Origin of the sequence: Streptomyces brevispora (assembly GCF_007829885.1) — a bacterium.
GTDB lineage: Bacteria > Actinomycetota > Actinomycetes > Streptomycetales > Streptomycetaceae > Streptomyces > Streptomyces brevispora.
Genome location: NZ_VIWW01000001.1, coordinates 3,196,134 through 3,207,529 on the forward strand (window position 1 = coordinate 3,196,134; position 11,396 = coordinate 3,207,529).

The 11,396-nt window shown below is 70.0% G+C and carries 15 protein-coding genes and 1 tRNA gene; 2 read left to right on the plus strand and 14 right to left on the minus strand.

Going from position 1 to position 11,396, the window contains the following annotated elements; genetic code table 11:
* Window positions 1-75: 75 nt before the first annotated feature.
* Entirely contained in the window at window positions 76-597 is a 522-nt protein-coding gene (locus FHX80_RS14750; protein ID WP_145764621.1) for a MarR family winged helix-turn-helix transcriptional regulator, read from the minus strand.
* Between the two features lie 573 nt (window positions 598-1,170).
* Between FHX80_RS14750 and FHX80_RS14755 the strand changes: the two genes are divergently transcribed.
* On the plus strand, window positions 1,171-1,383 hold the full coding sequence (locus FHX80_RS14755; RefSeq protein WP_145764622.1) for a hypothetical protein: 213 nt from the start codon (window positions 1,171-1,173) through the stop codon (window positions 1,381-1,383).
* Between the two features lie 30 nt (window positions 1,384-1,413).
* On the opposite strand, the gene FHX80_RS34720 is transcribed toward FHX80_RS14755, so the two are convergent.
* The 9 genes from FHX80_RS34720 to FHX80_RS14800 all read right to left on the minus strand — a co-directional run bounded on the left by FHX80_RS34720 (window position 1,414) and on the right by FHX80_RS14800 (window position 7,292).
* Window positions 1,414-2,280 (minus strand): hypothetical protein, encoded by an 867-nt coding sequence (locus tag FHX80_RS34720; RefSeq protein WP_167523541.1) that lies wholly within the window; start codon window positions 2,278-2,280, stop codon window positions 1,414-1,416.
* Window positions 2,281-2,337: 57 nt separating this feature from the next.
* Window positions 2,338-3,204 (minus strand): RNA polymerase sigma factor SigF, encoded by an 867-nt coding sequence (locus tag FHX80_RS14770; RefSeq protein ID WP_145764624.1) that lies wholly within the window; start codon window positions 3,202-3,204, stop codon window positions 2,338-2,340.
* Window positions 3,205-3,438: 234 nt separating this feature from the next.
* Window positions 3,439-4,245 (minus strand): RNA polymerase sigma factor SigF, encoded by an 807-nt coding sequence (locus FHX80_RS14775; RefSeq protein ID WP_145767299.1) that lies wholly within the window; start codon window positions 4,243-4,245, stop codon window positions 3,439-3,441.
* A gap of 434 nt (window positions 4,246-4,679) precedes the next feature.
* Complete coding sequence (locus FHX80_RS14780; RefSeq protein WP_145764625.1) at window positions 4,680-4,973, minus strand: Dabb family protein; 294 nt, start codon at window positions 4,971-4,973, stop codon at window positions 4,680-4,682.
* A 9-nt stretch (window positions 4,974-4,982) separates the two neighbouring features.
* Window positions 4,983-5,147: a hypothetical protein gene (locus tag FHX80_RS34725; RefSeq protein WP_167523543.1), complete on the minus strand. Its 165-nt coding sequence runs from the start codon at window positions 5,145-5,147 to the stop codon at window positions 4,983-4,985.
* A 460-nt stretch (window positions 5,148-5,607) separates the two neighbouring features.
* Window positions 5,608-5,692 (minus strand) — tRNA-Ser (locus FHX80_RS14785).
* 78 nt (window positions 5,693-5,770) lie between these two features.
* Window positions 5,771-6,199 carry a tRNA adenosine(34) deaminase TadA gene (tadA, locus tag FHX80_RS14790; protein ID WP_244318265.1) on the minus strand — a complete coding sequence of 143 codons (429 nt, stop codon included), beginning with the start codon at window positions 6,197-6,199 and terminating at the stop codon, window positions 5,771-5,773.
* A 93-nt stretch (window positions 6,200-6,292) separates the two neighbouring features.
* On the minus strand, window positions 6,293-6,850 hold the full coding sequence (locus FHX80_RS14795) for a tRNA adenosine deaminase-associated protein (RefSeq protein ID WP_145767300.1): 558 nt from the start codon (window positions 6,848-6,850) through the stop codon (window positions 6,293-6,295).
* 187 nt (window positions 6,851-7,037) lie between these two features.
* Complete coding sequence (locus tag FHX80_RS14800; protein ID WP_145764627.1) at window positions 7,038-7,292, minus strand: hypothetical protein; 255 nt, start codon at window positions 7,290-7,292, stop codon at window positions 7,038-7,040.
* Between the two features lie 103 nt (window positions 7,293-7,395).
* Here FHX80_RS14800 and upp point away from each other — a divergent pair, with 103 nt between their 5' ends.
* The gene (gene upp / locus FHX80_RS14805) at window positions 7,396-8,031 is read left to right on the plus strand and encodes a uracil phosphoribosyltransferase (RefSeq protein ID WP_145764628.1); all 636 of its coding nucleotides are present in this window, start codon (window positions 7,396-7,398) and stop codon (window positions 8,029-8,031) included.
* 79 nt (window positions 8,032-8,110) lie between these two features.
* Here the strand turns inward: upp and FHX80_RS14810 are convergent, their stop codons facing one another.
* From FHX80_RS14810 to FHX80_RS14825, 4 genes are all read right to left on the minus strand, one after another.
* On the minus strand, window positions 8,111-8,710 hold the full coding sequence (locus tag FHX80_RS14810) for a LytR C-terminal domain-containing protein (RefSeq protein ID WP_145767301.1): 600 nt from the start codon (window positions 8,708-8,710) through the stop codon (window positions 8,111-8,113).
* Between the two features lie 144 nt (window positions 8,711-8,854).
* Complete coding sequence (locus tag FHX80_RS14815) at window positions 8,855-9,151, minus strand: type II toxin-antitoxin system VapB family antitoxin (RefSeq protein ID WP_073736427.1); 297 nt, start codon at window positions 9,149-9,151, stop codon at window positions 8,855-8,857.
* 266 nt (window positions 9,152-9,417) lie between these two features.
* Entirely contained in the window at window positions 9,418-10,074 is a 657-nt protein-coding gene (locus tag FHX80_RS14820) for an HhH-GPD-type base excision DNA repair protein (RefSeq protein WP_145764629.1), read from the minus strand.
* 224 nt (window positions 10,075-10,298) lie between these two features.
* A complete protein-coding gene (locus FHX80_RS14825) occupies window positions 10,299-11,216 on the minus strand; it encodes a phosphorothioated DNA-binding restriction endonuclease (RefSeq protein ID WP_145764630.1) in 918 nt (305 codons plus the stop codon).
* Window positions 11,217-11,396: the final 180 nt, after the last annotated feature.

Consider the following 11,396-nt stretch of genomic DNA (forward strand, 5'->3'; position numbering starts at 1 on the left):
CTCCGTGCTTGGCGTGGCCGCCCCGCACACCGGTCGGTGTGGTCGTAGCCATTTAATTCCTTGTCTTTGCTCCCGTTACACGGGTGTGCCGGTGTACGAGCTGTCTTGACTGTCGGCCGGCCGGGAGCGGCAGTCGCCGCTGTGCCCTCCGGGGGCGCGCCCGACGGATCCGCGACAGGAGAAGCTGTCGCGCAACCGGGCCAACAGTGTGTTGAGCTGCCCGACTTCTTCGTCGGACCAATCCTGGAGATGGTGGGCGAACATTTCGGTGCTCCGGCAGTTCAGGTCGTCGAGCACGCCCTCGCCCGCGGGGGTCAGCCGCAGGATCCGGGAACGCTTGTCCGCCGGGTCCGGGGACCGTTCGATCCAGCCGCGCTCCGCCACGTGGGCGACATGTCGGCTGGTCACAGACATGTTGACGTCGAGCAGTTCGGCCAGTCTGCTGATCCGTATCTCGCCGTGCCGACTCAGCAGGGCGAGTACGGCCGCGGAGCCCGCGGGGCATTCGGCCGGCAGGATGCGGGCGAGTCCTCGCTTCACGGCGCCTATGGCGCTGAGCTGCCGGGCCAGTTCTTCGTACTGACTCCGTGCAGCCACGGGACCCCCAGACATCTCACACTCGTCATCTTGTTGCTTAGGGCAACCATAGAAGTCGTTGATTACCGCAGGCAAACGAAAAAGGGCTTGCATAAGTAAAGGAACGCCAAAGGCTGCGTAGGCCTTGAGTCAAAGCCCCAGCGTGTGCGGTGCGAAAGTGGCGGATGTGTCTCGCGCCACACGGGAGGCGTGGGTGGAGCGGTCCGGGGCCCGGTTTCCGGGTGAGTCGGTTCGCTCGGGGGCCGATACCGGGCCGCCCGCGAGCGCCGCGCCATCGCCCCTCGCGCTTATATACGGGAGCGCTGCGCGGTGGGAGCCCACATGACCCCCAACTCGCCTGGGAGGTGCGGGCGTTGCGCGGGGCGTGCGATGTGCTGCCGGGTACGGGGTTCGCCGGGCAGGGAGGATTCCCCGCGCCTCGCTCGCCCCTTCAGCGCCGTTCCCCGCTCCTCTCCCGACTCCTCGCCCCGCTCCTGCCTCCACTCCTCTCCCACCGGTTCCCCGGCTGCGGCCTCGCGCCTTCACCGCCCCGGGGGTTGGGCACTCCCGCCGAGTTCGCTAGGGTCCTGCGACATGGCACACAACCCCCACGCCCCGCAGGGTCCCGAGGGCACAAGCGACCCGGCAGGCAACACGCAGATGTTCCGCGCCTTCGTCGACGAGGGCGAGCCGCAGCGCCGGCAGCAGCCCGCGGCCGTGTCGTCCGGACCGAGGACCGGACTGATCGCCGTGGTCGTCGCGGTGGTCGTCGTCCTCGGCGCGGTCGCCTGGCTCGCGCTCAGCTGACCGGACCGCCGGTCACCCCGTCCTCATCCGTCACTTCCAGACGGCGGTGACGTCCCGGGTATCGACATGCATGCCCAGGGGCACCCGCCAGGCGTCCACACAGACGGTGTACGTCTTCTTCCGCGCCGCTCCCGCGTCGATCGGCGCGGGCAGCGGCGCTGTCGATTCCCGGGTCGCCCAGTCGATCCCCAGCCCGCCGATGATGTGCGTGGCGAAGGTGACGGTGCCCGAACGCACCGGTGATCCACCGGTGTTGCGGAACGCCACGGTCACCTTCTCGCACCAGCGCTCGTCCGCCGCCGCGCGCTCGGGTGCGCCCACCTTCAGCAGGGCCGCCCCTGCGGGGGCGGAGGAACCCGGCGCGGACGGGGTCACGGGGCCGGTGGAGCCGCCGGAACCGGAGCCGGAGCCGCCGGAACCGGAGCCGGAGCCGCCGGAACCGGAGCCGCCTGTGGGGCTCGCGTTGCCGGTGGGGCTGGTGTTGCCCGTGGCGCCGGACCCGTCCGACGTACGACCCGGCGCACCGGGCCGCCCGGCATCGGTGCCGCCCGCACCGCCGTCCTCGGCGCCGCTCGTCCCGTGGACCGCGGCCGAGGAGCCCGGCGAGGGCGAGCCGCCCCCGCGTCTTCCGACGCCGTCGAGGCCCCCGCGCTCGTCGCCGTTCCCGGCCCTGCCCCCGTTCCTGTCGAGCGGGATCAGCGTGACCTTCCCCGAGGGCGCCACCGCCCCTGAGGGCGCCTTTCCGGCGGCCGCCTGCGCCGCGCCGACGGCCGTGTAGCCGTTGCCGCCCGTCCCGTCGCCGCAGCGTGCCAGTGTGCCGCCCAGGCACAGCACGGCCGCCGAGGCGGCGATCACGGTGCCCCGGCGGCCGTGCGGGCCGAATGTCTGACGTCGCATCGCGCCAGTGTGGCTGACGGTCCGTCAATTCGGAACCCTTGCGCGGCTGCGCGCAGGTCAGTCGGCGATGAGCCCCTCCCTGAGCTGGGCGAGCGTGCGGGTCAGCAGGCGCGAGACGTGCATCTGCGAGATGCCGACCTCCTCGCCGATCTGCGACTGGGTCATGTTGGCGAAGAACCGCAGCATGATGATCTGCCGTTCCCGGGGCGGGAGTTTGGCCAGCAGCGGCTTGAGGGACTCGCGGTACTCGACGCCCTCCAGCGCCGCGTCCTCGTATCCCAGCCGGTCGGCCAGCGAGCCCTCGCCGCCGTCGTCCTCGGGTGAGGGCGAGTCCAGCGAGGAGGCGGTGTAGGCGTTGCCGACGGCCAGGCCGTCGACAACGTCCTCCTCGGAGACCCCGAGCGCCTTGGCCAGTTCCGGCACGGTCGGCGAACGGTCGAGCTTCTGGGCGAGCTCGTCGCTGGTCTTGGTGAGGGCGAGCCGCAGCTCCTGAAGCCGGCGAGGCACCCGCACCGACCAGGAGGTGTCGCGGAAGAAGCGCTTGATCTCGCCGACGACGGTGGGCATCGCGAACGTCGGGAACTCCACGCCGCGCTCGCAGTCGAACCGGTCGATCGCCTTGATCAGGCCGATCGTGCCGACCTGGACGATGTCCTCCATCGGTTCGTTACGGCTCCGGAACCGCGCCGCGGCGTAACGCACCAACGGCAGGTTGAGCTCGATGAGTGTGTCCCGTACATAGACGCGCTCCGGGCTGTCCGTTCCATCGGGACCCGGTGCGGGACCCAGTGCGGCGAGCCGCACGAACAGCGAGCGGGACAGCGTACGGGTGTCGATGGCTTCCGACGAGCTGGTGAGCACAACGGGTGCGGGTGCGCTCTTGGTGAGCGTGAGCACCTTCGAGCTGCCCTGTTCTGCGGACATGCCACCCCCTTGAGGTCGCGGACGGTCGCGGTGGCCGCGACCATCGGAGGAACGCAGCCTCCACCTGAATACCGGAGGGGAGGCGGCGGCAAACGCGGTTCCCGCAGAATGTCACATGTCGGCAACGCGCTGTAGTGACTTGTCGACAACTCTCGGGGGAGTCTGTGCGCTTAACAAGTGGTGTGTCGCATTTGATCCGACGGGTTCGAACTGGGAGCGGATTACCCGTTTCGGTTACGCCTCGATCCTGTTTGCGGATCGAAGTCGGGCAAAGCTTCTGGCGAGGAGCCTTGACACATGCATCTGGGAGACCCCGAGTTCGGCGCTGATCTGGGACTGCGTCAGATTGCTGTAGTAGCGCAGAAGCAGGATCCGCTGCTCGCGCTCGGGCAGCTGGACGAGCAGGTGCCGGACCAGATCGCGGTGTTCGACCCCGGCCAGGGCCGGGTCCTCGTAGCCGAGCCGGTCCAGCAGGCCGGGCAGGCCGTCACCCTCCTGGGCGGCCTCCAGTGAGGTCGCGTGGTACGAGCGCCCCGCCTCGATGCAGGCCAGCACCTCGTCCTCGGAGATCTTCAACCGCTCGGCGATCTCCCCGGTGGTGGGGGAGCGGCCGTGAGCGGTCGTCAGGTCCTCGGTGGCGCCGGTGACCTGGACCCAGAGCTCGTGCAGCCGGCGCGGGACGTGGACGGTCCGCACGTTGTCCCGGAAGTACCGCTTGATCTCGCCGACCACGGTGGGCATCGCGAAGGTCGGGAACTGGACGCCCCGTTCGGGGTCGAACCGGTCGATCGCGTTGATCAGGCCGATCGTGCCGACCTGGACGACGTCCTCCATCGGCTCGTTGCGGCTCCGGAACCGCGCCGCGGCGTACCGCACGAGGGGAAGATTCGCCTCGATCAGCGCCGTCCGGACCCGGCCGTGCTCCGCGGTACCCGGCTCCAGCCCCTTGAGCTGCCCGAACAGCACCTGGGTGAGCGCCCTGGTGTCCGCGCCCCGGGTCCTGGCGGGCGTGACGGTGTCGTCGGGCGTCTCCGTCTCGATCGTCTGCGCCTGCTGGGCCGACTGGGCCGACTGGGCCGACTGGACGGGCTGGACGGGCTGGACGGTCTGGACGGGCTGAGCCGACTGGACAGGCTGGGCCGACGGAATCACCTGCGCCGCCTGCGCCGGCTGCGCCGACTGGATCGTCTGCTCCGTACGGGCGGTCGGTGCCGTCTGGGCGGCCGGTGCCGTCTGGGCGGCCGGTGCCGTCTGGACGGTCTGGGGAGGCACTTGAGGCGCTGCACTGGCCGGCACGATGACGCCACCCCTTCGCGGTCAATTTCGGTCAACTCATCCATCAAAAGCGGTCATAGCATCACAAGACATGTCCACTATGCGCAAGCACCCCATCGCGCCGTGTTGGCGTCGAATCGGTTTAAACACAAAGAAAAGCCCCTCACCGCTGTGGTGAGGGGCTCGCAGGGCCGAAGGGGTCAGAATGGGTAGTCGGCGATCACCCAGGTGGCGAATTCGCGCCACTGACCGGCTGCCGCCTGGTGGGCCGGATGCTCGATGTAGTTCTTCAGCGCGGCCTCGTCGGCGACGGCGGAGTTGATGGCGAAGTCGTACGCGATCGGCCGGTCGGTGATGTTCCAGGCGCACTCCCAGAACTCCAGCTCCGGGACCTTGTCCGCCAGTTCCTGGAAGGCCAGGGCCCCCGCGACGACCCGCGGGTCGTCCCGCTCGACGCCGTCGTTCAGCTTGAACAGGACCAGATGGCGGATCACGGGGTACTCCTACTTCACGAGCTCGGACATGAAGTCACCGACGCCCCGCGCGGCACTCGAAACGCCTTCGAACCCTACCAGGACGAGATCTGCTGCCCGTTCCGGTGACGTGATGATCGTGTAGAGCACGAAGACGACTATCAGGTAGAGAGCGGTCTTCTTCGCTTGCACCATCGGCCCCTGACTCCCCTTCGTTCCCCTGTGCAGTCGGGCGAGTCTATCCGCACGAATGGCCGTATCCGCCTGCTGTTTCCGATCACTCATCCGAACTTTAGGGACCAAGGGCCTGACGGTCTGAGTCCTTTGTCCTGCCGTGCGGCTTCTGCGGGGAGGCAGGATGGATGGCGAGCCCGGCGGATGTGGAATTCCGCAGGGCGAGGAACAGGGCCGCTCTGTGGGGTCCTCGCCGCGGCAATCCCCCGATCGCGGCGAGGGCTGGTCGGACCTGTTCTCATCGGGGGGAGCGGTTTGTCCCCCCGATGCCGCTTCCCCCGACCTGAACGCACGTACAACAGGCAGGCCCCGGCTCGTTCCCGAGCCGGGGCCCGCGTCGTATCGCCGGGGCGCCGCCCGGCTGCGTCCCGACACGCAGAGAAGGGACCGACCCAAACGGGTCGGTCCCTTCATTTACCTGCGGTAGCGGAGGGATTTGAACCCTCGGTGAGTTTCCCCACACTCGCTTTCGAGGCGAGCTCCTTCGGCCGCTCGGACACGCTACCGAGAGAGAGCTTAGACCATCCCGGCCGTCCTTCGAAATCCGATTCCCGAAGGCACCCCCCGGACGCGGGGATGCCAGGTCAGCGGTCGCGGAAGAAGGCGGTGAGGCGGGCCGCGCAGTCGGCCTCCAGGACTCCGGGGATCACCTCGGGGCGGTGGTTGAGCCGACGGTCGCGTACGACGTCCCAGAGCGAGCCGGCCGCCCCGGCCTTCTCGTCCCGGGCCCCGTAGACGACCCGGGCCACCCGGGACTGCACCAGCGCGCCCGCGCACATCGTGCAGGGCTCCAGTGTGACCACCAGGGTGCATCCGGACAGCCGCCATTCGCCGAGTGCCGCGGCGGCCCGGCGGAGGGCGAGGATCTCGGCGTGGGCGGTCGGGTCGCCGGTCGCCTCGCGTTCGTTGTGTCCCGTGGCGAGCAGTGCGCCGCCCGGGGCGAGGACGACGGCGCCGACCGGCACATCGCCGGCCGCCGCCGCCCGGTCGGCCTCGTCCAGGGCATGGCGCATGGGCGCCCGCCACGGGTCGCGTACGGGATCGTGCGGTGGATCGTGCGGTTGGGGCGGGTCTTGCGGGTGCGGTGCTTCGGTCACCCGCGGACCTTAACGGACGGTCTCCAGGACCTCGGCCGCTCCCAGCGCGTCCGCGATCTCCACCAGTGCGTCCGTCCGCAGCATCAGCAGCTCCGCCTCGGGGAGACCGAGGTCGGACAGGACCCCGGTGTCACCGAGGGGGCCTGCCGGTACGGCGTCGAGCCCGTCGTCGTCGTTGTCTTCGATGGTGTTGTCGTTGTCGGGGGTGGCGTCCGGCTCGCCGTCCTCAGTACCGTCGAGGCCGACGAGCTCTTCGAGGGCGGCAATCGAGTCCTCGGCCCCGGGTTCGCGGCCGAGCAGTTCATCGGTGAGCAGGATCTCCCCGTACGAGGAGCGGGCGGCGGCGGAGGCGTTCGAGACGTAGATACGCGGGTCCTCCTCACCGTCCACCCGGATGACGCCGAACCAGGCGTCCTCCTGCTCGATGAAAACGAGCACCGTGTCCTCGTCCACCGAGGCTTCACGGGCCAGATCCGTCAGATCGGACAGGGTCTCCACATCGTCGAGATCCGTGTCGCTCGCTTCCCACCCGTCTTCGGTGCGCGCGAGCAGTGCGGCGAAGTACACCGTGACTCTCCCACTGGTCATAGGGGTGTCGGTCCGGCGGGAGGGCAGTCGGTGGTCCGGCTGCCCTGCGTCCCGCCCACCGGAATCGTGGCAGAAAGGAGGGCTTCGCGAGAGCAGTTCGGCCGTTGCGTCGGCCACCAGTTCTCCCGGACACGGCCACTGGAGGGTTCTTCCGCAGGCCGGACGGCTACCAGCGAAACGTCCGCATCCGCATGGCCTGGCGCATTCGGGCGGCCTTGACCCGCCGCGGCTGGACCCGGTCGCGCAGCGCCTTGGCCTCGTGAAGCTCGCGGAGGAAATGGGCGCGGCGTCTCCGGCGCTGCGCGTCGGTCTCCTGCGCGTCGGCTTCTTGCGCACCGGATTCCTGTGCGTCGGTGTCCCGCGCGTCCTGCGGCTCGGGCGGGGCCACCCCGTCCCGTTTCCGTCGTGCCCCGTCCGGCATCGGCTCATCACCCCAAGGCTGGATCCGTATGCCCCCACCTTCCCTCCGAACGCGTGGTTGATGCCAGCGCACGGGTACGGGAGGCGCGGCTACTGTGGGGGCCATGCGGATCCACGTCGTCGACCACCCGCTGGTCGCGCACAAACTCACCACTCTGCGCGACAAGCGCACCGACTCCCCGACCTTCCGGCGCCTCGCCGACGAGCTGGTCACCCTGCTCGCGTACGAGGCCACCCGCGATGTGCGCACCGAGCAGGTCGACATCGAGACCCCGGTGACACCCACCACCGGCGTGAAGCTGTCGTACCCGCGGCCCCTGGTCGTGCCGATCCTGCGGGCCGGCCTCGGCATGCTCGACGGCATGGTGCGGCTGCTGCCGACCGCCGAGGTGGGCTTCCTGGGCATGATCCGCGACGAGGAGACGCTCCAGGCGTCCACCTACGCGACGCGGATGCCGGAGGACCTTTCGGGCCGCCAGGTGTACGTCCTGGACCCGATGCTGGCCACCGGCGGCACCCTGGTCGCGGCCATCCAGGAGCTGATCAAGCGCGGTGCGGACGATGTCACCGCCGTCGTGCTGCTTGCCGCGCCCGAGGGCGTCGAGGTGATGGAGCGCGAGCTGGCGGGGACGCCGGTCACCGTGGTCACCGCCTCGGTCGACGAGCGGCTCAACGAGAACGGCTACATCGTGCCGGGCCTCGGCGACGCGGGCGACCGGATGTACGGCACCGCAGGCTAGGGCCCGCCCCGAACGAGAGCCCCTGGCGAGAGAACCCGGGGCCTGCGCCGAGAGCGGCCCCGCCCGCGTCGTCCCCTCCTCAGCAGGTGGACGGCGCGGGTGACGGCTTTGTCAGGGCGGACAGGGCGGCGGAGGCCGCCTGCGGCGTGCTGAACGCCTTGAACTTCGTACCGATGATCAGATCGACGTCCGTGGACTTGCGGGCGTCGGTCTTCGTCGTGGCCCCCGGCAACTGTGTGCCGAGCACCGGGAACGTGCCGTTGACCGCGGTCGGAGCGCCCAGCAGCATGCCGGTCCCGGCCACCTTCTTGTCGTACGCGGCGGTGGCGTTGCCGACCTTGCCGATGGTGAAACCGCGCTTTTTCAGCTCGTCGGCCGCCGCCTTCGCGAGGCCGCCGCGCGGTGTCGCGTTGTAGACGTTGACCTTGATCTTCTCGGGCTTCGGCAGCGCCACGGCGGGCGCGGACGGCTTGGCGGACGGGCAGTTCGCCTTGCGGTCGGCGGCGCTGGCCGTCTTGTCGCCGCCCGTGAAGACATCGATGAGCTGCAACGTCCCCCATCCGGCCAGCCCTAGAGCGACCACGGAGGAGATGGTCACGAGGACCAGTTTGCTGCGGCGGCGGCGGGGACGCCGCATGCGCGGGTACTTGTCACCCGTGATGCGGTACTTTCCGCCCATGCCGGGGGGAGTGAGCATGGTCATGGGCGCAGCGTAATGCGGCCCGGTGATGATGCCTACTAAATGATCAATGGATCGCACCCGTCCGAGTGGGAAAACACCCGAACGAACCCCGCAGGATCCGGTGTGGAGCGGTGGGGTGTCTCAGCCGAGTTCGAGCACGCGGGCGTGCAGTACCTGGCGCTGCTGGAGCGCGGCACGGACCGCGCGGTGCAGTCCGTCCTCCAGGTAGAGGTCGCCCTGCCACTTCACGACGTGCGCGAACAGGTCGCCGTAGAACGTGGAGTCCTCGGCGAGGAGGGTTTCGAGGTCCAGCTGGCCCTTCGTGGTCACGAGCTGGTCGAGGCGGACCGGGCGCGGCGCGACATCCGCCCACTGTCGGGTGCTTTCCCGGCCGTGGTCGGGATAGGGCTGCCCATTTCCGATGCGCTTGAAGATCACACGGAAAGCCTACCGGTCAAGAGACTCCGGGCGCAGCCATGGGAGGGACTGCGCTGCCGGCCGCGACCGCATATAAGCGTCCATTCCGGAATTGACGCCGTGACGAGTGAGAGCGCCGGCGCGGGCGGGGCGCGCTCGGGGGCGTGAGGGTGGTGCGAGCGGTGCCACGGACGGCTGGACGGAGGACGGCAGGCGGCGGGCGGTAGCGGGATGGCGGACGCGGGGCCGTTCCGGGTGAGTGGGGGGCTTCGGAGCGGGTGGGCCACTCACCTGACCTTGGCGCCGGCCTTGGCATCGGCTTTGGCATCAGCCTTGGCGTCGGCCTTCGCGGCCTTGGTGGCCTCTTTGGCCGCCTGCTTGTACATGCGGACCTCGGCGAGCGATTCGGGTCCGGTGATGTCGGCGACCGAGCGGTGCGAGCCGGCCTCCCCGTACGGCCCCGCCGCCTCCCGCCAGCCCGGCGGCTGGACGCCGAACTGCTTGCCCAGCAGCGCGAGGAAGATCTGCGCCTTCTGGGTGCCGAACCCGGGCAGCGCGTTCAGCCTCTTCCGCAGCTCGGCCCCGGTGGCGGCGTCGCTCCACACCGCGCTCGCCACACCGTCGTACTGCGCCACCAGGAACTGGCACAGCTGCTGCACCCGCTTGGCCATGGAGCCCGGATAGCGGTGCAACGCGGGTTTGGCGGTGAAGAGCTCGGTGAACGCCTCGGGGTCGTACGCGGCGATCTCATGGGCGTCCAGATCATCCCCTCCCATCCGCTGCGCAAGGGTGTACGGGCCGGAGAAGGCCCACTCCATCGGCACCTGCTGGTCCAGCAGCATGCCCACCAGGGCGGCGAGCGGACTGCGCCCGAGAAGCTTGTCCGCCTCCGGCTCCTGGGCGATGTGGAGAGTGATGTCCTGGCCGTTGTCGCTCTTGGTCATGCCCCGATCATCGCGAGCGCGGGGTGCGACGGCCAGCACCATCACCGTCGGCGGAGTTGTTCGCGGACAATTGCAGCCATTTGCCGCTGTTTGTTGCTGCCCGTGGCCGATTCCGCTCCTCGACAGGCCCCTGGGTGAGCCCCTTCGGTGAGCCTCCTGGGTGAGCCCCCCGGACGTCCGCCGCCCCCCGTCCGGGTTGCCGGCCCGTTCCGGCAGGTGGGCGGTCAGGCGGTCGTGGCGGGGCGTGGGCTGCCGTGGAAGACCTCGCTCGTGTGCCAGGAACGGTGGGCGGCGGCGATGGGGCGGACGCCCGGCTGGGGGCCGATGACCGGACGGCCGGCGAGCGCGACGACGTGCTCGCGGGCGGCGGTGCTGCGGCCGACGAAGCTCTGCGAGACCAGGATGCGGTGGCCGTCCCCATGACCGTCCCCATGACCGTCGCCGAGGCCGAGTACGCCTTTGTCGAACAGCTTGTGGTGCAGCGAGCACAGGCACAACCCGTTCTCGACGTCGTCCGGTCCGTCGAACGCCCACCAGCGCACATGGGCGGCCTCAAGTCCGACCGGCACCGAGCCGATCCTGCCGTCGTACCCGCAGAAGGCGCACTGGTACGCGTACGCGGTCAGGACCACCTCCCGCATCCGCCGGTCCCGCTGCCTGCGCGCGGCCGGGAGCAGCCCGGTCCCGGCCTCCTCCAGCTCCAGGCCGACGGCTTCGCACAGCTCGGCGTGGAGGGAGGGCGGGAAGTTCAGATCGAGCAGTACCCGTGCCATCCGGCCGAGCAGGGACGGCGCCCGCCGCAGTGCTGCCCGTAGCTCCGGCGTCAGCCGCCCGGCGGCGCCGGTTGCGCGCAGCTCCCTGACCCCGGTTCCGGGGCTGCCCGGCCCGCGCTCGGTGCGCACCTCCCACACGCCGTCGCTCACCAGGTGGTGGAAGGGGTAGGCGGGCGTCGTCCGGTTGCCGGGACCGTATTCGGTGAGCAGCCGCCGCAGGTCCTCCTCCACCGCGCTGTACCGCAGCTCGTCGTCGGCGGCCTGCTGGAACCGGCTGAGCGCGTACAGGAACAGCAACGGCTTGTGCGGAGCCCGCACCCCACTTCTCGTCCACTGCCTCAACTGCGCGGTGCGTGCGACCCAGTCCATGGTCGGCGATCGTAGTGGCGGCTCTTCGCCGCGCTCGATCGCGGGGCATCGCCGTCTCGGCGGCCGTCCGAACACGGAGCACGGGATCGGAGGTCAGGCCCTCCACGATCTTCGCGAAGACGCTCCAGTCCGAGGTGGAGTCCGGCGCCTTCTGCTGACTCACCCACAGGTTGTCGTCGG

Coding starts and splice junctions, on each gene's coding strand:
- FHX80_RS14755 (WP_145764622.1), top strand. CDS start 1,171: ATGGCACACAACCCCCACGCCCCGCAGGGTCCCGAGGGCACAAGCGAC.
- FHX80_RS14800 (WP_145764627.1), bottom strand. CDS start 7,292: ATGCCGGACGGGGCACGACGGAAACGGGACGGGGTGGCCCCGCCCGAG.
- FHX80_RS14825 (WP_145764630.1), bottom strand. CDS start 11,216: ATGGACTGGGTCGCACGCACCGCGCAGTTGAGGCAGTGGACGAGAAGT.
- FHX80_RS34725 (WP_167523543.1), bottom strand. CDS start 5,147: ATGGTGCAAGCGAAGAAGACCGCTCTCTACCTGATAGTCGTCTTCGTG.
- FHX80_RS14770 (WP_145764624.1), bottom strand. CDS start 3,204: ATGTCCGCAGAACAGGGCAGCTCGAAGGTGCTCACGCTCACCAAGAGC.
- upp (WP_145764628.1), top strand. CDS start 7,396: ATGCGGATCCACGTCGTCGACCACCCGCTGGTCGCGCACAAACTCACC.
- FHX80_RS34720 (WP_167523541.1), bottom strand. CDS start 2,280: ATGCGACGTCAGACATTCGGCCCGCACGGCCGCCGGGGCACCGTGATC.
- FHX80_RS14820 (WP_145764629.1), bottom strand. CDS start 10,074: ATGACCAAGAGCGACAACGGCCAGGACATCACTCTCCACATCGCCCAG.
- tadA (WP_244318265.1), bottom strand. CDS start 6,199: ATGCGCCATGCCCTGGACGAGGCCGACCGGGCGGCGGCGGCCGGCGAT.
- FHX80_RS14810 (WP_145767301.1), bottom strand. CDS start 8,710: ATGGGCGGAAAGTACCGCATCACGGGTGACAAGTACCCGCGCATGCGG.